15 protein-coding genes, 2 tRNA genes and 1 riboswitch are annotated in these 17,187 nt (G+C 67.3%); of the genes, 5 read left to right on the plus strand and 12 right to left on the minus strand.

The genetic code is table 11. From position 1 onward, the window contains the following. Positions 1-626 precede the first annotated feature (626 nt). From BLQ73_RS29650 to BLQ73_RS29675, 6 genes are all read right to left on the minus strand, one after another. Positions 627-3,248 (minus strand): valine--tRNA ligase, encoded by a 2,622-nt coding sequence (locus tag BLQ73_RS29650; protein WP_093175969.1) that lies wholly within the window; start codon positions 3,246-3,248, stop codon positions 627-629. Positions 3,249-3,342: 94 nt separating this feature from the next. Beyond that, positions 3,343-4,629, minus strand: a complete 1,287-nt coding sequence (clpX, locus tag BLQ73_RS29655) for an ATP-dependent Clp protease ATP-binding subunit ClpX (protein ID WP_093175971.1) — start codon at positions 4,627-4,629, stop codon at positions 3,343-3,345. Positions 4,630-4,823: 194 nt separating this feature from the next. Further along, complete coding sequence (locus tag BLQ73_RS29660; protein ID WP_093175974.1) at positions 4,824-5,468, minus strand: ATP-dependent Clp protease proteolytic subunit; 645 nt, start codon at positions 5,466-5,468, stop codon at positions 4,824-4,826. Between the two features lie 11 nt (positions 5,469-5,479). Next, on the minus strand, positions 5,480-6,127 hold the full coding sequence (locus tag BLQ73_RS29665) for a ClpP family protease (protein ID WP_093175977.1): 648 nt from the start codon (positions 6,125-6,127) through the stop codon (positions 5,480-5,482). Positions 6,128-6,400: 273 nt separating this feature from the next. Continuing rightward, complete coding sequence (gene tig, locus BLQ73_RS29670; protein WP_093175979.1) at positions 6,401-7,783, minus strand: trigger factor; 1,383 nt, start codon at positions 7,781-7,783, stop codon at positions 6,401-6,403. Between the two features lie 194 nt (positions 7,784-7,977). Further along, positions 7,978-8,844 carry a helix-turn-helix domain-containing protein gene (locus tag BLQ73_RS29675; RefSeq protein ID WP_093175982.1) on the minus strand — a complete coding sequence of 289 codons (867 nt, stop codon included), beginning with the start codon at positions 8,842-8,844 and terminating at the stop codon, positions 7,978-7,980. A 261-nt stretch (positions 8,845-9,105) separates the two neighbouring features. Here BLQ73_RS29675 and BLQ73_RS29680 point away from each other — a divergent pair, with 261 nt between their 5' ends. Then, a complete protein-coding gene (locus BLQ73_RS29680) occupies positions 9,106-9,606 on the plus strand; it encodes an ATP-binding protein (RefSeq protein WP_093175984.1) in 501 nt (166 codons plus the stop codon). 365 nt (positions 9,607-9,971) lie between these two features. Here BLQ73_RS29680 and BLQ73_RS29685 read toward each other — a convergent pair. Beyond that, positions 9,972-10,045 (minus strand) — tRNA-Pro (locus BLQ73_RS29685). 88 nt (positions 10,046-10,133) lie between these two features. On the opposite strand from BLQ73_RS29685, the gene BLQ73_RS29690 reads away from it, so the two are divergent. The 3 genes from BLQ73_RS29690 to BLQ73_RS29700 all read left to right on the plus strand — a co-directional run bounded on the left by BLQ73_RS29690 (position 10,134) and on the right by BLQ73_RS29700 (position 13,043). Then, a tRNA-Gly gene (locus BLQ73_RS29690) sits at positions 10,134-10,204 on the plus strand. A 194-nt stretch (positions 10,205-10,398) separates the two neighbouring features. Next, the gene (locus tag BLQ73_RS29695) at positions 10,399-11,289 is read left to right on the plus strand and encodes an LLM class flavin-dependent oxidoreductase (RefSeq protein ID WP_093175997.1); all 891 of its coding nucleotides are present in this window, start codon (positions 10,399-10,401) and stop codon (positions 11,287-11,289) included. A gap of 404 nt (positions 11,290-11,693) precedes the next feature. Further along, a complete protein-coding gene (locus BLQ73_RS29700) occupies positions 11,694-13,043 on the plus strand; it encodes a dihydrolipoyl dehydrogenase family protein (RefSeq protein WP_093175987.1) in 1,350 nt (449 codons plus the stop codon). A 95-nt stretch (positions 13,044-13,138) separates the two neighbouring features. On the opposite strand, the gene BLQ73_RS35185 is transcribed toward BLQ73_RS29700, so the two are convergent. After that, entirely contained in the window at positions 13,139-13,216 is a 78-nt protein-coding gene (locus BLQ73_RS35185; protein WP_143020518.1) for a 50S ribosomal protein bL37, read from the minus strand. 230 nt (positions 13,217-13,446) lie between these two features. Next, positions 13,447-13,591, plus strand: a riboswitch (cyclic di-AMP (ydaO/yuaA leader). A 3-nt stretch (positions 13,592-13,594) separates the two neighbouring features. Here BLQ73_RS35185 and BLQ73_RS29705 point away from each other — a divergent pair. Beyond that, a complete protein-coding gene (locus BLQ73_RS29705; RefSeq protein WP_093175990.1) occupies positions 13,595-14,575 on the plus strand; it encodes a VldE C-terminal domain-containing protein in 981 nt (326 codons plus the stop codon). A 43-nt stretch (positions 14,576-14,618) separates the two neighbouring features. Here the strand turns inward: BLQ73_RS29705 and BLQ73_RS29710 are convergent, their stop codons facing one another. From BLQ73_RS29710 to BLQ73_RS29725, 4 genes are all read right to left on the minus strand, one after another. After that, positions 14,619-15,119, minus strand: coding sequence for a DUF1269 domain-containing protein (locus BLQ73_RS29710; protein ID WP_093175992.1), 501 nt, complete (start codon positions 15,117-15,119; stop codon positions 14,619-14,621). Between the two features lie 69 nt (positions 15,120-15,188). After that, complete coding sequence (locus BLQ73_RS29715; RefSeq protein WP_143020517.1) at positions 15,189-16,151, minus strand: hypothetical protein; 963 nt, start codon at positions 16,149-16,151, stop codon at positions 15,189-15,191. Positions 16,152-16,272: 121 nt separating this feature from the next. Next, positions 16,273-16,821, minus strand: a complete 549-nt coding sequence (locus BLQ73_RS29720) for an aminoacyl-tRNA hydrolase (RefSeq protein WP_218126086.1) — start codon at positions 16,819-16,821, stop codon at positions 16,273-16,275. A 93-nt stretch (positions 16,822-16,914) separates the two neighbouring features. Continuing rightward, the coding region (locus BLQ73_RS29725; RefSeq protein WP_176955763.1) for a transposase at positions 16,915-17,187 on the minus strand (273 nt) is incomplete at its 5' end.

Raw genomic sequence — 17,187 nt, forward strand, 5'->3', positions numbered from 1 at the left:
AGCGTTCGTCCTGAGCCAGGATCAAACTCTCCAAACAATGTCTGTCAAGCAGAACCCGGCTGAGCACCCCAAAAAAGGGTGTCAACCAAAGGAACCATCCCCCACCATCGGTGGGTGGACGGAGGTAATGCATCATGCACTGGCTTTTAGCACACTGTTGAGTTCTCAAGAAACGAACGCGTCCACCATCCGACCGGACCCTCAGGCCCGTTCTTCTGGGGCGTACCCATTCGCTTTTCGCTTGATCCGATTCTACAAGTTCTGGTCGATCTCGGTCAAACCGGCCGATCTTCCCGAACCTGTACAATCTTCACTGCCCCGTCTCCGGAGCAACCCTTCTAACTTACCCGAACTTCGTGAGCTTGTCCAACCCAGTGGATAGCTCCCGAAACTGGGACCAGATTGAAGGGGGTGCGATGAACCGGACACCGGCCTCAGAGATCTCTCTCGGAAGACCGTCGGCGTCCCCGCCTCGCATCGAAGACTTTACCAGTCCCTCAGAGCCCTCGACGCTCTTTCCCGGTAACGACTAGGTCTTCCCTCGGTGCTGATGCCCCAAACCCGAGGGGGTCAGGCATGATCATGCCCCGACCGCCATCAGGCGGCCGGGGCATGATCAGACGCTCTCAGCCTGCCGGCAGAGCCGCGAGCTGGGCTTCAAGGCGGGCGATGTCGGCGAGTGCCTGCGTCTGGCGGGCGCGCACCTTGGCGACGACATCGTCCGGTGCCTTGGCCATGAACTGCTCGTTGCCGAGCTTGGCCTCGGACTGGGCGGCCTCCTTGCGGGCCGTCGCGAGGTCTTTCTCCAGCCGCTTACGCTCCGCCGCGACGTCGATGGCGCCCACGGTGTCGAGCTCCACCACTACGGAGGCGACCGTCAGACGTGCGGTCGGCGCGAATGAGTCGGCCGGCTCGTCGAGGCGGAGCAGGGTCCTGATGGCCCGTTCGTGGGACGCCAGCGGAGTGCCTTCGAGGTCGAGGCGGGCCGCGACGCGCTGACCGGGTTTCAGCCCCTGGTCGGAGCGGAAGCGGCGGACCTCGGTGATGAGGTTCTGAACCGCTCCGATCTCCGCCTCGGCCACGGCGTCGATGCGCGTGGCGTCGGCGGTCGGCCACTCCGCAACCATGATTGACTCAGCTCCGCTGAGCGCACGCCAGAGTTCCTCGGTGACGAAGGGCGCCAAGGGGTGCAGGAGGCGCAAGAGCGCATCGAAGACGTGGCCGAGGACCAGCTTGGTGTGCTCATGTCCGGCAGCGATCTGGATCTTGGCCAGCTCGACGTACCAGTCGCAGACCTCGTCCCAGGCGAAGTGGTAGAGGAGGTCGGCGACCTTGGCGAATTCGAACTCCTCGTATGCGGCGTCGACCGACGCGGTGACCGAGGCGAGCCTGGACAGGATCCACCGGTCGGACGCCGTCAGCTCCGCCGAGTCCGGCAGGGGCGCCGCGACGTTGGCGCCGTTGAGCAGGGCGAAGCGGGTGGCGTTCCAGATCTTGTTGCAGAAGTTGCGGGATCCGGCTGCCCATTCCTCGCTGATCGCGACGTCAGAACCGGGGTTGGCGCCGCGCAGCAGAGTGAACCTCGTGGCGTCGGCTCCGTAGCGCTCGATCCAGTCGAGCGGGTCCACGACGTTACCGAAGGACTTCGACATCTTCTTGCCGTATTGGTCGCGGACCATCCCGTGCAGTGCGACCACGCGGAACGGCGGCTGCCCGTCCATCGCGTAGAGGCCGAACATCATCATGCGGGCGACCCAGAAGAACAGGATGTCGTAACCGGTCACCAGCACCGAGGTCGGATAGAACGCCGCGAGGTCGGCGGTCTTCTCCGGCCAGCCCAGAGTGGAGAACGGCCACAGCCCCGAGGAGAACCACGTGTCCAGGACATCGGGGTCCTGCACGTAACCCGCGGGAGGCTGCTCGTCGGGGCCCACACAGACGATCTCACCGTCCGGGCCGTACCAGACCGGGATGCGGTGTCCCCACCACAGCTGCCGGGAGATGCACCAGTCGTGCATGTCGTCGACCCAGTCGAAGTAGCGCTTGGCGAGCTCCGGCGGGTGGATGCGGGTGCGGCCGTCGCGGACGGCGTCACCGGCCGCCTTGGCGAGGGGCGACACGTCGACGAACCACTGGAGGGAGAGCCTCGGCTCGACGACGGTCTTGCAGCGCGAGCAGTGGCCGACGGCGTGGAGGTAAGGGCGCTTCTCTGCGACGATGCGGCCTTCGGCCCGCAGGGCGGCGACGACCGCGGGGCGGGCTTCGAACCGGTCGAGCCCCAGGAAGGGACCGTGCACGGTGATCGTGCCGCGCTCGTCCATGACGGTGATCGAGGGCAGGGAGTGGCGCCGGCCGATCTCGAAGTCGTTGGGGTCGTGAGCGGGGGTCACCTTGACGGCACCGGTGCCGAAGGCGGGGTCGACGTGCTCGTCGGCCACGATCGGGATCATGCGCCCGGTCAGCGGCAGCTCCACCTCGGTGCCGATGAGATGGCGGTAGCGCTCGTCGGCGGGGTGCACGGCGACGGCGGTGTCGCCGAGCATGGTCTCGGCGCGCGTCGTCGCCACGATGATGGCCGCCTCGCCGTCGCCGTATCGGATCGAGACGAGCTCGCCCTCGTCCTCACTGTGCTCGACCTCGATGTCGGACAGCGCGGTGAGGCAGCGGGGACACCAGTTGATGATGCGCTCGGCGCGGTAGATGAGCCCGTCGTCGAAGAGCCTCTTGAAGATCGTCTGAACGGCCTTGGAGAGGCCGGGGTCCATCGTGAAGCGCTCGCGCGACCAGTCGACGCCGTCGCCGAGCTTCTTCATCTGGCCCAGGATCCTGCCGCCGGACTCCTCCTTCCACTGCCAGACGCGCTCGACGAACGCCTCGCGGCCGAGGTCGTGGCGGGACAGGCCCTCCTTGGCGAGCTCGCGCTCGACGACGTTCTGCGTGGCGATGCCGGCGTGGTCCATGCCGGGGAGCCAGAGGGTGGCGTGGCCGCGCATGCGGGCGCGGCGGGTGAGGGCGTCTTGGATCGAGTGGTCCAAGGCGTGGCCGATGTGCAGCGAGCCGGTGACGTTGGGCGGCGGCAGCACCACGGAGTATGGCTCGCGCGCACCGCTCTGCTCAGCGCCGCCCGGTTCTACGCCCGCGGAACTCGCCTCGCCCGGATCGGCGGTGAAGTATCCCCGGGACACCCAGCGCTCGTAGCTCCGGGTCTCGACGTCGGCGGGAGCGTATTGGGTGGGCAGCTCTGGCATTGTCACGCTGCCCAATTCTAGGCCCTGTCCTCCAGCTCTCCGGCCCGCCGCGAGCGGGGGACGGCGAAGCGGGCAAGGCGACGCAGCGCTGAGACTAGGCGCTCTTCTCCCGGGGCGGGCGCTGCTGCTTGGCCGCGTTGAGCTGGTCGCGTGGGATGAGGGTGGGGTTGACGTGCTCCAGAACGGACTCGCGGTCGATGATGACCCGCGCGACGTCCTGCCTGCTCGGCACCTCGTACATCACCGAGAGCAGGACCTCCTCCATGATGGCCCGCAGGCCGCGGGCGCCGGTGCCGCGGAGGATGGCCTGGTCGGCGATGGCCTCAAGGGCGTCGGCCGCGAACTCCAGCTCGACGTTGTCGAGTTCGAAGAGGCGGCGGTATTGCTTGACCAGGGCGTTGCGGGGCTCGGTGAGGATCTGGATCAGGGCGTCGCGGTCGAGGTTGTGGACACTCGTGATGACGGGGAGGCGGCCGACGAACTCGGGGATCATGCCGAACTTGAGCAGGTCCTCCGGCATCACATCGGAGAAGATGTCCGAGGTGTCGATGTCGTCCTTAGAGTGGAGGATGGCGTTGAAGCCGATCCCCTTCTTGCCCACGCGCGACTCGATGATCTTTTCGAGGCCGGCGAAGGCACCGCCGCAGATGAACAGCACGTTGGTGGTGTCGATCTGGATGAACTCCTGGTGGGGGTGCTTGCGCCCGCCCTGCGGGGGGACACTCGCCGTGGTGCCCTCCAGGATTTTCAGCAGGGCCTGCTGCACGCCCTCGCCGGACACGTCACGGGTGATCGAGGGGTTCTCGCTCTTGCGGGCTATCTTGTCGACCTCGTCGATGTAGATAATCCCGGTCTCGGCCTTTTTGACGTCGTAGTCGGCGGCCTGAATGAGCTTGAGCAGGATGTTCTCGACGTCCTCGCCGACGTAGCCGGCCTCGGTGAGCGCGGTGGCGTCGGCGATGGCGAAGGGCACGTTGAGCATCTTCGCCAGGGTCTGCGCGAGCAGGGTCTTGCCGGAGCCGGTCGGCCCGAGGAGCAGGATGTTGGATTTGCCGAGTTCCAGGCCGTCGTCCCGACCGCGTTCGCCGGACTGCACCCTCTTGTAGTGGTTGTAGACGGCTACCGAGAGGGCCTTCTTCGCCTTGTCCTGGCCGATAACGTAGGCGTCCAGGAACTCGAAGATCTCCCGAGGCTTGGGCAGGCTGTCCCACTTGAGCTCTGAGGACTCGGAGAGCTCCTCTTCGATGATCTCGTTGCAGAGATCGATGCACTCGTCACAGATGTAAACGCCGGGTCCGGCGATGAGCTTTTTGACTTGCTTCTGGCTCTTCCCACAGAACGAGCACTTCAGCAGGTCTCCCCCGTCGCCGATGCGTGCCACCCGAGATACTCCTTTGCGTGGGACCGCCCTGCTTCCACGGCCGGTTCTTTTCGGGCTCCGGCGGATACCGGTCCGAAAAAGTCATCCCGCTCAGGTTTCGACGTTACCGTCTTCTGGGCCCTCAGTGAGCCCCCTGGCGGTGAGTCGCACCGGAACGTGCCCAAATGGGCACTGTTCCGGTGCGTTGTCCCCCGTTAGGAAGCTACGGCCGCGGCGCGCTTCTTCCGTGACGGGATGATGTCGTCGATCAGACCATATGCCTTGGCCTCGTCCGCGCTAAGGATCTTGTCGCGTTCGATGTCGCGGCGGACGTCGGCGGGCGTCTTACCGGAGTGCTTCGCGACGATCTCCTCCAGGAGCGCGCGCATCCTCAGGATCTCGCGCGCCTGGATCTCGATGTCGCTTCCCTGGCCTCCGCCCTCGGTGGAGGGCTGGTGGATCAGGACCCGGGCATTGGGCAGGGCCATGCGCTTGCCGGGCGTGCCACCGGCGAGCAGTACGGCTGCCGCCGAGGCCGCCTGTCCCAGGCACACCGTCTGGATGTCCGGCCGGACGAACTGCATCGTGTCGTAAATCGCCGTCATGGCGGTGAACGAGCCGCCCGGCGAGTTGATGTAGATGCTGATGTCGCGGTCGGGGTCCAGCGACTCAAGCGTCAGGAGCTGCGCCATGACGTCGTTCGCCGACGCGTCGTCGATCTGCACCCCGAGGAAGATGATGCGGTCCTCGAAGAGCTTGTTGTAGGGATTCATCTCCTTCACGCCGTACGTCGTGCGCTCGACGAACGAAGGGATGATGTAACGACCGTTGATGTCACCCGGCCGAATCAGGTCACTCACGTTAGGCCCCTTCACGAGACGGCGCCCTGCGAGGGCACCTGGCGAGCGCTGCGGACGACGTCGTCGATGAAGCCGTAATCCTTGGCCTCTTCGGCGGTGAACCAGCGGTCGCGGTCGGAGTCCTTCTCGATCTGCTCAAGGGGCTGACCGGTGTGGAACGCGATGCGCTCCGCCAGCGTCTTCTTCACATAGAGCATCTGCTCGGCCTGGATCGCGATATCCGCGGCCGTGCCCCCGATGCCGCCCGAGGGCTGATGCATCATGATGCGTGCGTGCGGCAGTGCGTAACGCTTGCCCGGTGCGCCTGCGCAGAGCAGGAACTGGCCCATGGATGCGGCCAGACCCATGGCGACCGTGCACACGTCGTTCGGCACGTATTCCATCATGTCGTAGATCGCCATACCGGCGGTGACGGAACCGCCGGGCGAGTTGATGTAGAGCCAGATGTCGCGGCTGGCGTCGTCGGCTGCGAGCAGCAGCAGTTCCGCACAGATTCGGTTGGCGATCTCATCGTTGACCTGAGTGCCCAGGACGATGATGCGCTCGCGCAGCAGCCGCTGGTAAAGCTGGTCCTCCAACCGGAACGGGGACCCGTTGTCACGGCCCCGCGAATCCGGGCCGAAGCCGGTCGGCTGGTAGAAGGTCGGCGGGCTGGTCACAGCGTCACCTTCCGATGCGTCGTAATCGATTGGCTTTGCTTGTGACCTTAACGCTCGTAGCCTACCGCTCATGCCGTGCTGGGCACACTTTTCGCTGACGGCGCATGCCGTATGGCATGGGGTGACCTATCACAAGCCCAGAACGTCCCATCTGTTCATCAACACGGGGGGACGAACAGTCACAATCCTCCCCAAGGCCGACAAAAAGTCGATGCCCCCTCGCACAGTGAAAGCGAGGGGGCATCGACGGCAGGCTTGTGACCGGATCAGGTCTCAGCGGTCGGTCTCGGAGGCCTCGGCGCCCTCGGCCTCGCCCTCCTCCTCGGCGGGACCGTTGATCTCGGTGTAGAGCGCCTTGACGTCGATCTCGGCGCCGGCGTCGTCGGTGACCTTGGCGGCGTCGCCGACCAGGCTCTTGGCCTTGTCGCGCACGATCTCGACCATCGCCAGCGTCAGCTGGTCGTTGTCGGCGAGGTGCTGGGCCAAGGTGTTCGGGGCGACGCCGAGCTGCATGGCGCGACGGACCACGAAGTTGGTCAGCTCCTGCTCAGTGACGCCGACGTCCTGCTGCTTGACGATCTTGTCGAGCACGAAGCCGGTCTTGAGCGCCTTGGCGGAGGTGGCCTCGAACTCGGCGAAACGCTCTTCCTCAGTCGTCTGGTAGAGGCGGAAGAACGCCTCCCGGCTGAGGCCGCTGTCGGCGATCTGGTGCTCAAGGTTGTGCTTGCGCGAGTTGATCTCGGTGTCGAGCGCGCTGGCGGGGAGCGGAATGTCGATCTTGTCGAGCAGCGTGTCGAGCGCCTTCTCGCGGATCTCGACGAGCTGGTCGATGATCTTGTTGCGGCGGGCCTGCTCGTGGATGCTCGCCCGGAGCTCCTCCAGCGAGTCGAACTCGCTGGCCATGCCGGCGAACTCGTCGTCGAGCTCGGGGAGGACCTTCTCCTTCACCGACTTGACGTTGATGATCACGTCAGCCGCCTGGCCCGCGTGCTCCCCACCGACGAGGCTGGTGGCGAAACGCCGCTCCTCGTCGGCGCCCATGCCCTCAAGCGTGTCGTCGAGACCCTGCAGCACCGAGCCCGCGCCCACCTCGTAGGACACGTCGGCGGCCTGCTGCTCCTCGATGTTCTCGCCGTCGATCTCGGCGCGGAGGTCCATGACGACGAAGTCGCCCTTGGCCGCGGGGCGCTCGACGCCGGCCAGGGTGGCGAAGCGCTGGCGAAGGGTGTCGAGCTGAGCGTCGACGTCCTCGTCGGACACGACGGCGGCGGCGACGGTGATCTCCTGGCCCTCGTAGTCGGGGACCTCGAAGTTGGGCCGGATGTCGACCTCGGCGGTGAACTCGACCTGCTCACCGTCGTCGAGCCTGGTGACCTCGATCTCCGGCTGGCTCACCGGGAAGATCTCGCTCTCGTCGACGGCCTGGCCGTAGAGCTTGGGCACCGCGTCGTTCAGGGTCTCCTCAAGGACCACCGCACGGCCGAAGCGCTGCTCGATGATCCGGGCCGGCACCTTGCCAGGACGGAACCCAGGCACGCGGACCTGCTGCGCGACCTTCTTGTACGCCGCCTGCAGGCTCGGGCCGAGCTCTTCGAACGGCACCTCGACAGTGAGCTTCACCCGGGTCGGGCTGAGCTCCTCGACAGCGGTCTTCACGGGGTGGTCTCCTTGATCAAGCATCGAGTGGTGCGGGCGCGTCAAATGCGATGACGGCTCACGCGACACGCTCGCGCACCGCGCCCACATGGGCGGCACCGAGCAGTGGCACGCAGGCATGATGCGATACGGCGGGTGTTCAGCGCCGCCTGCCAGTCTAGGGCAGACGCGCACCCCCGAGCGACGGCGCGGCCTCAGATCTCTTTCATGATCTTGTTGAGGATGTCCACGGTCTCATCAGGAGTCGTGCTCACCGCACAAAGGCGCTCCATGATCTCACCATAGCGGTCGACGTCTTCCCTCTTGTCAAGGTAGAGGGCGCTCGCCAGTTGCTCAACGTAGACGACATCGGGGAGCTCCGCGTCCTGAAAGCGCAGAATGCTGAAGGCCCCGCCTTCGGCACTGTGGCCTCCGAAGCTGAACGGCATGACCTGGATGGTGATGTTGGGGCGGCGCATGAGCTCCATGAGGTGCTCCAGCTGCGACTGCATCACCTCGACGCCGCCGATCGGCCGGCGCAGCGCCGCCTCGTCGATGACGGCCCAGAAGATGGGGCCCTCCCTGCGGTCGAGCACCGCGTGGCGCTGCATCCGGAGCTCGACACGGCGGGCGATCTCCTCGGCGCCGAGCCCCGCGGCCCCGGCCGTGATGACCGCTCTGGCGTATTCCTGCGTCTGGAGCAGCCCGGGCACGAACTGCACCTCGTAGGTGCGGATGCGCTGCGCCGCCTCCTCAAGGCCTACATATGCCTGAAACCAGGACGGAAGCAGGTCGCTGAACCTGTGCCACCACCCGGGCTCATTCGCCCTGAGCACAAGGTCCATGACGGCCGACCGCGCCTCATCGCTGTCCACGCCGTACAGCGTGAGCAGGTCGGCGACGTCGCGCTCCTTGAACCCGACCCTCCCCAGCTCCATTCGGCTGATCTTGGATTCGGACCCTCTGATCAGGTGTCCCGCGTCCTCACGTGAGATGCCCTTACTCTCGCGGAGGCGGCGGAGTTGGGAACCCAGGAGTATGCGCAGCGCCGTGGGCCCAGAGCCCTGCTGGATCTGCGACACGCTAACTCCTCCTATGCCCGGGATGGCCCTCAGGCCTTGGCCAGCGCACACAGTGTCACCACTTCCGGCCTGTATAGCAAGGTCTCAACCAGGTGTCCGATTCGCCAACTTCCACGTCACCGCTCATGCGGCTGCACCATGCAACTGCACGTGCATTTGGGTCTTGCAGCAGACGATCCAGTGACCCATGATGGCCTAGTGCATAGTGGGCCAATGGTGCACTAAATCGTAAATCCGGCAAGTCTCGGAGGTATCGGCAGGATGGTCGAGGAGCCAGTGGCCGCCGCCGACTGCCTGCAGGTAACCCGCCGCCTGGGATTCGACAACCTGCTCACGGCCGAACGCCCGGACACGACCACCTGCCCTCTGCCACCGCAGGCCGACTCGGTGAAGACCGCTCGCGATGTAACCCGCTCCACCCTAGACCAGTGGGGGCTTTCGGAACTCGGCGACGACGCGGTCCTGGTCGTATCGGAACTCGTCACCAACGCCGTCCGCTACGCCCTGTATCCCTCCGTGTTCAGCAACGGGCACCGCCGCGACGACCATCCGATCACGCTGATGCTCCTTCGCTACGCGCCGCACGTTCTGCTCGCCGTCTCCGATCCGAGCGACGAGGCGCCCACCCCCAAGGAGCCGGACTTCATCTCGGAGAACGGCCGCGGCCTCTACATAGTCGAGACATACAGCCAGTGCTGGGGCTGGGACCACCTCGACCGCGGCGGCAAGGCCGTCTGGGCGCTTTTCAGAACCGGCTCCTGACCGGGCCCCTCACCCGCGGACGCGCATAACCCTGCGTACGGCCCGCCCGCGCACATAACCCCGCGGGCCGTGAAACCGGCCGGGCCGCGCGATCAACCGGACAATCAAACAAACCGGACAGTGAAACGCGTCTGCCGGAAAACCGCAACCCTAAATCAGTCAAATCGGTCAGACCGCAACACGCGTCGGCCGATGAAAAGCGCCGGGGGCAAGGGGACAGATACGAAGAGCTGCGCCGAGGAGTGGACGAGCAGGGATCGCCAGACGACATCCACCGGTCGCGAAAGGGTCCCGCCCTCTCGCGACCCGCACCCTCCATCGCGACAGGTGCGGGAGCGACCGCGCTTAACCTGCGGTCGGACCGGTCGGGGCGGCGGGATTTGAACCCACGACTTCTTGCACCCAAAGCAAGCGCGCTACCAAGCTGCGCCACGCCCCGCGGCGTCCGTGCGCAAACGCCCCGGATCTCCGGTACGCTTACGCCCTGACGACCGGATGCAGTCTAGACCAGACCGCGCCCGGCTCGCGCGGACGTAGCTCAATGGTAGAGCCCCAGTCTTCCAAACTGGCTACGCGGGTTCGATTCCCGTCGTCCGCTCAAATGACGAAAGGCCAGGTCATCCCGGTTCGGGGGCCTGGCCTTCCGTGTCTCTCCCCCACCCGAGTCCGTGATGGTTCCGATATACGCGCGGGTGTGTCTGTGGGTGTGTCGCCGCCGGTCCCGCCCTCCTGCGGGGAACATCCGGCTCCTCTGTCCGGTTGCCGTGGACAAGCGTGGACAAGGAGGACGAGATGGCTGACTATGGGCGAGCCCCGGAATTCGGATACTTCCTGGTGCCCAACGCCGATGATCCGCTGCTTGAGACGGCGAAGCTGGTGGACTCGCTGGGGTTGGACCTCATCGGTGTCCAGGACCACCCCTACCAGCGGCGCTATGTGGACACCTGGACGCTGCTGAGCATGGTGGCGGCGGTGACAGAGCGGGTGAAGGTGTTCCCCGACGTCGCGAGTCTGCCGCTCCGCCCGCCGGCGGTCCTGGCCAAGGCCGCGGCGAGCCTGGACGTGCTGAGCGGGGGACGGGCCGAGCTCGGCCTGGGAGCGGGGGCCTTCTGGGAGGCGATCGAGGCGTTCGGGGGCGTTCGCCGTACGCCCAAGGAGGCCATGGACGCGCTGGAGGAGGCCGTCGCGGTCATCAGGCAGGTGTGGAGCGGAGGCTCGGGCCTGCGGTTCGACGGTGAGCACTACACGCTCAGCGGGGCGAAGGCCGGGCCGGTGCCGGCGCATGACATGGGCATCTGGCTGGGGGTGAAGGGACCGCGCGGGCTGGCCCTCCTGGGGAGGAGCGCCGACGGCTGGGTGCCTTCGTCCTCGTGGGCTCCGCCGGAGCGCCTGCCCGAGCTGAACGCGCGCATCGACGAGGCCGCGGCCGGGGCTGGGCGGGACCCCGCGGCGATCCGCAGGCTGTACAACGTCAACGGCGTGATCACCGGCGGCTCATCGGACGGTTTCCTGCGCGGCCCCGTCGACCAGTGGGTGGACGAGCTGACCGACCTGGTCGTGGCTTACGGGATGGACACCTTCGTGCTGTGGCCGGAGGGCGACCAGCACGAGCAGTTGAAGGTGTTCGCCGCCGAGGTGGTCCCCGCCGTCCGCGAGCAGGTCCAGCGGGAACGCGAGGGCTGATCAAGAGCGCGTCGCCCCGGAAGCGTCCGGTCCCGAGCGCGGGAAACGGTGACAGCCTTACGGCGGGAGCCGCAGACTGGCCCTGTGCTGGCGGCCCGGCCGGACTCGCGGCCGTCGGGGAGACACCCGATCTGATCGTGGGGTGCACGGGCGGCGGGTCGAACTTCGCCGGGCTGGGCTTCCCGTTCCTGCGCGAGAAGCTGGCGGGCCGGATGAACCCGGTGGTCAGGGCCGCAGGAACGCATCGACGAGGCACTGGCGAAGATCCCCGCCATCTGAGCGACACGCCCTGCCGGCGGTCGCCGTACCGAGCGATCCCTGCCGAGCCGCATCGCGCCGAGCTGCATCGCGCCGAGCCGGGAGCGTGTGGGTTGGTGCGGCGATCGCTGGGCAGGTTTGCAGCTATGGCCGAGGAAGAGTTTGACGTCATCGTTCTTGGGATGGGTCCAGGCGGCGAGGACGCGGCGGGGCGGCTGGCGGAGGCCGGTCTACGCGTGGCGGCCGTCGAGTCCGGGCTGGTCGGTGGAGAGTGCCCCTACTGGGGGTGCATCCCCTCCAAAATGATGGTTCGGGCGGCCGACCTGCTCGCCGAGGGCCGCAGGATTCCCGGCATCGCAGGTGATTCCATCGTCTCGCCGAACTGGTCGTGGGTGGCCGAGCGCATCAGGGACACCACCGACGACTGGGACGACAAGGCCGCGGCCGGCCGGTTCACCGACAGGGGAGGCCATCTCGTCCGAGGCTTCGGCCGTATCACGGCGCCCGGTGAGGTGACCGTGGCGGACCGGGTGCTCAAGGCACGCAAAGGCATTGTGATCGCCACGGGCTCGCAGGCGTCAGTGCCGCCGGTCGAGGGGTTGGCGGCGACGCCGTACTGGACGAACCACGAGGCCATCGAGACCGACGTGCTGCCCGAGTCGCTGGTGGTGCTGGGCGGCGGGGCGATCGGCGCCGAGCTGGCGCAGGTGTTCGCGCGGTTCGGCTCGCGCGTGACCGTGGTGGAGGCCATGGACCGGCTTCTCACGGTCGAGGAGCCGGAGGCGGGCGAGCTGATCGAGCGGGTGTTCGCCGACGACGGCATCGAGGTACGGCTGAACGCCAAGGCCGAGCGGGTCTCGCACGGCGACCGGGGCTTCGCGGTGGAGCTGGGCGACGGTTCCCGGGCGACGGGTGATCGCCTGCTGGTCGCGACGGGCAGGCGGTGCGACCTGGCCGCGCTCGGGGTCGGCGCGGTGGGGCTCGACGAATCCGCGAAGTTCATCGAGACCGACGGGCGGATGCGCGCCGCGGAGGGGGTCTGGGCCCTCGGGGACGTGACGGGCAAGGGGGCGTTCACGCACGTGTCGATGTACCAGGCGGACATCGTGGTGCGCGACCTGCTGGGCGAGCCCGTCCACGAGGCGGAATACCAGGCGGTGCCCCGCGTCACGTTCACCGACCCGGAGATCGGAGCGGTCGGCCTGACGGAGGCCAAGGCGCGGGAACGGGGGCTTCCCGTGCGTACGGCGAGCACCCTCATCCCGTCCTCGTCCCGAGGCTGGATTCACAAGGCGGGCAACGAGGGGTTCATCAAGCTGGTCGCAGACGGCGACATCCTGGTCGGCGCGACGAGCGCCGGGCCGAACGGCGGAGAGGTCCTCAGCATGTTGACGCTGGCCGTGCAAGAGCGGGTCACGATCAACCGGCTGAAGCACATGATCTACGCCTTCCCGACGTTCCACCGAGCCGTCGAGGCGGCACTCAAGGGGCTGTGAACGAGCCGGACACCGCCTGTCCCCCGACGATCGCGTGATCGCCGGGGGCTTCCCACCGGGTAGAGCAGGTGCTCAAAGCCCGCAGGCCGCCGGTTCTAGCGGGCGTTGGGCCTCTTGCCGTGGTTGGCCTTTTTCTTCTTCCTCGCCTTGCTCTTACGCGCACGCTTCGCCATGGGCTTCTCCTCGCGCCGTGGGCAATGGTTGCCATCCAACGTTGCCGTCCCAACCTGCCGTGGCGATGCCGTACGGCACAAGCCCTGGAGGGTGAGTAATCGATCAAGTGGCGGCCTTTCCGCCTCCTCGGCGATCTCGTCGATCACGAAATGATCACTAGTTCATCGCAAGTTGAAGTCGCAAAAGTCGGATTTTGCTACTAGCATCCCTTTGGTCCCGGCTGTCACAGCAGGTGACACCGCCTAATCCCGGGCGCCTCGCCCGGGAACCGGGGACCCAACCAGCACTTGGGGTGAATCCACGGCACACCCACCGTGGTAGGGCCACTCCGCCCGAACCCGTCAGCTAACCCGGTCGGCAGGAGGAGAGGAGAACACGTGGCGGCCCAGTCCACCACGTTCCGCCGCCATGCCATCGCCGCCGCCACCGCGGCCACCGCCATGGCCTTCACACTCAGTACGGCTATCGCCCCCGCGAACGCCGCCCCCAAACCCACCGAGTCCGGGCTGCGCGCGGAGCTCAAAAAGGCCCAGGAACGGGCCGACACCCTCATCAAGGAGTACAACGCCAAGCGGGTGTCCCTCGCCGAGGCCCGCGCGGCGGAGGAGACCGCCCTGCAGAGCCTCACCGAGGCGCAGGCCGCCTACGACGTGGCCGCGAGCCGGGTCGCCCGGATCGTGCAGCTCCGCTACCAGGCGGGAAGCAGCGGCCTCATGGGGCTGGTCACGGCACCGGACTTCGGCGGCGCCGCGGTGATGGAGCAGATCGCGGCCGAAGAGGCCGCCGATTTCAGCGGATACGCCGCGGCGCGGGACCGGCGGCGGACAGCGACCGAGACGGCCGCCACCATCACCGCACGCATCAAGGCCGAAACGGCCGAGGTCGACAAGCAGCGCGAGGAGGCGCTCGACCTGATCGACGACATCGAGAAGAAGCTCGACCAGCTCGTCCCCGAAGGGCCGGGCCGCCGCGCCGACGGGAGCTGGGTGCCGCAACTGCCCACCGGATCGGACAACGTCACCGCGCGCACCCGGACGATGCGGGACCAGATCACGCGCCGCTTCGACCTGGGCTACGACGTGGGCTGCTATCGCGTCGACACCTCGGGTGAACACCCCCTCGGGCGCGCGTGCGACTTCATGCTCAGCTCCGGCGGCGCGATGCCCTCAGCCGAGCAGGCCGCCCTGGGCGACGAGATGGCGACCTGGGTGATCAAGAACGGCAAGAAGCTCGGCCTGAAGTATGTGATCTACAAGCAGAGGATCTACAACATGAGCTACCCCGGCTGGCGGGCCATGAACGACCGGGGCAGCACCACCGAGAACCACTACGACCACGTGCACATCTCCATGCATTAGACGCGGCCGTCCGGCGCGGCCTCGCCGCGCCGGACGGCGGGCGTCAGTCCTGCGCCATGCCCGCGGCCTGGAGGGCGTCCTTCAGTCTGCGCTCGGCCTCGTTGCTGAGACTGGTCCTGATGAGCTTCCCGCCGTACGGCGCGACGGCCTCGATGACCTTGTCCCGCGTGCCGCTGACCACGAGCACGAACAGCGCCGCCCCGCCGGGCTTCAGGTGCTCGCCGAGTTCGCGCATGAACTTGTCGTCCACCCCGACGTCGGTCATGGCTCCGGCGGCCGCGCCCGTCGCCGCGCCGACGGCCATGCCGAGGAGCGGCATGAAGAAGATCAGGCCGATCAGGCCGCCCCAGAGCGCTCCCCCTGCGGCTCCGAGTCCGACGGTGCTCCGCGACTGGTGGAGTTTGATCTTGCCGTTCTCGGTGCGTTCAGCCACCACGAGGTCGGCGAGCTCGATGAGGTGCTCCTTCTGGAGTTCCAGGAGCTTGTCGCGTACCCGTTCGGCGGCGGGCAGATCGTTGTAGGCGACAGCGAATAGATTGGCCATGAAATCCCCCGAGTTTCACGTACCGGCTGTGTTTCGCCTTATTCCTCCCCATCCGGGGTGTGCCCAACCTCAGCGGACCGCCCGTAGGGCGGAGACCACCGTGTTGACATCCCGCCAGCGCTTGCTCTTCGACTCGGGGATCGTGGCGAAGACCAGCGCCGGCTTGGCCTTGGCCGTACGCACCACCAGCACCGCGGCCATGGCCGTGCGCTTCTTGCCCTTGACCTTGTACTTCACGCGGTAGGCCAGCAGCCAGCCCTTCTTCTTGTACGGCTGGGACGCCACCCAGGAGATCTTGCCTCCCTTCGGGTGGTGCTTGAGCGACCAGCGCGCGGCCAGCAGCGCCGTGTCCCGCGGCTTGGCCTGGACGGCCACCGGCATCGGGAGGCTCACCAGCATCGCCCCCCGCAGCTTGGGCTGCACCTGGCGCGAGCCGTACGGCTTGGCCTTGGCGACCTTCCACGGCTTGCCGAACCTCGGCAGCACCACACCCGACCGCCGGTCGGTGATCCGCTTCTTGACTCGCAGCGGCTTGCCGGAGAGCTTCTTCAGCTTGACCGTGCGTTTCGGCAGATTCGGCACGCGTTTGTCGGCCAGGGCCGCTCTGAGCGCCCGCCTCTCCGGCGTAGGAGTGGGAGTGGGAGTGGGAGTGACCGCCGGGCTCGCCGTGCCCGGCGGCACCACCCCGGGCACCCCCACCGGCGAGGTGCCCGCAGGCGACGCCGTACCGGGAGGGGCCGTCGACGGCGCGGCGACATGGCGGCCAGCGGGCCGGTCACGCAGCGTGAAGACCACGACCGCCGCGATCACCACCGCGGCGGCCAGGGCCACCACCCCCACAATCCTGTAGATCACCCGCATCGGCAGGTCACCGACGCGGGACAGGGGTTTGCGCCGCGCCGGCGCTGGCGGCGGGGGCTGCGGCTCATCTGTGATCTTGGGGATCGGCGTGGTCTCAGCCTCCGCCGTCACATACGTCGGCACCTCGCTCGCCTCACGAGCCTCTTTGTTCTCACCCACCCCATCGAGCACGTTGGGGAGCGTACGGGAAATCACATGGTTCCGTAGGGTTTCATAGTCACACTTCGGGAACATGTGGATTCGTTTTGGCGCGCTCCAAAAGTCCGTGACGTGGTGATTCTTTCCTACGTGCTCAGGTACGCCTCAGCGGCCCGCTCGGCGCCGCATGACCTTCATCACCCTCCGTGATCCACGGCGCCTCCGCGGCGACCGTGCACGACCCCGGCTCGATCTCCGTGAACCCCGCGTCCCGCACCACGGGCCCGCCGCCGGCGAGCAGTTTCTCCCAGCCGCTCGGCGTCGCCGTGCGTACGGCACAGCGCAGCCCGGCCGCCCTCCACGCCTCCCGCCCCGCCGCACCCGACGCCCACCACGCCAATTGCGCGGCGTGCCCCACCTGCGCCATCGCCTTGCCCGCCGACATGGTGATCGCTGGATTCAGCCACAGCACGACCCCGTCCGCCGCCGGCCCGGGAGACTCGACGTCCTCCAGCTCTGTTCCTTTCACCTGAAGCCTCGCCAGGTCGCGAGGCCAGTCGTCCAGCGGAACCGGCGGATGCACCCTCACCTCCGCACCCTCCACCTCGACCGTGATCCCGGGCAGCTCCAACACCCTTCGCCACTCGGCGCCCCGGGCCCGCCGTACGACCTTCCTGATGCCCGTGCGCTCCCACACACCCACGGCGGAGCCCCACTCCCCCGCCTCGCCACTGCGCGGAGGTCACGTCCAGCGGAGTGGTGTAAGAGCTGATCTCCGCGTGATCCTTCCAGCAGGTTAAGCGGTAAGCGTCTGCGGGAGCGGATACTGAGCGGCCGTGTCGCCGCCGACAACCCGCAGGCGGGCCTTGGCCAGGATGTCCAGCCCCATGTAGCGCCGCCCCTCGATCCACTCGTCGGTCTGCTCGGCCAGAACCGCACCCACCAGACGCACGACCGCAGCACGGTCCGGGAAGATGCCCACCACATCGGTGCGGCGCCTGATCTCCTTGTTCAGCCGCTCCTGAGGATTGTTGGACCAGATCTGCCGCCAGGTCTCACGGGGAAAAGC

This window comes from Sinosporangium album (genome assembly GCF_900100605.1).
Taxonomy (GTDB): domain Bacteria; phylum Actinomycetota; class Actinomycetes; order Streptosporangiales; family Streptosporangiaceae; genus Sinosporangium; species Sinosporangium album.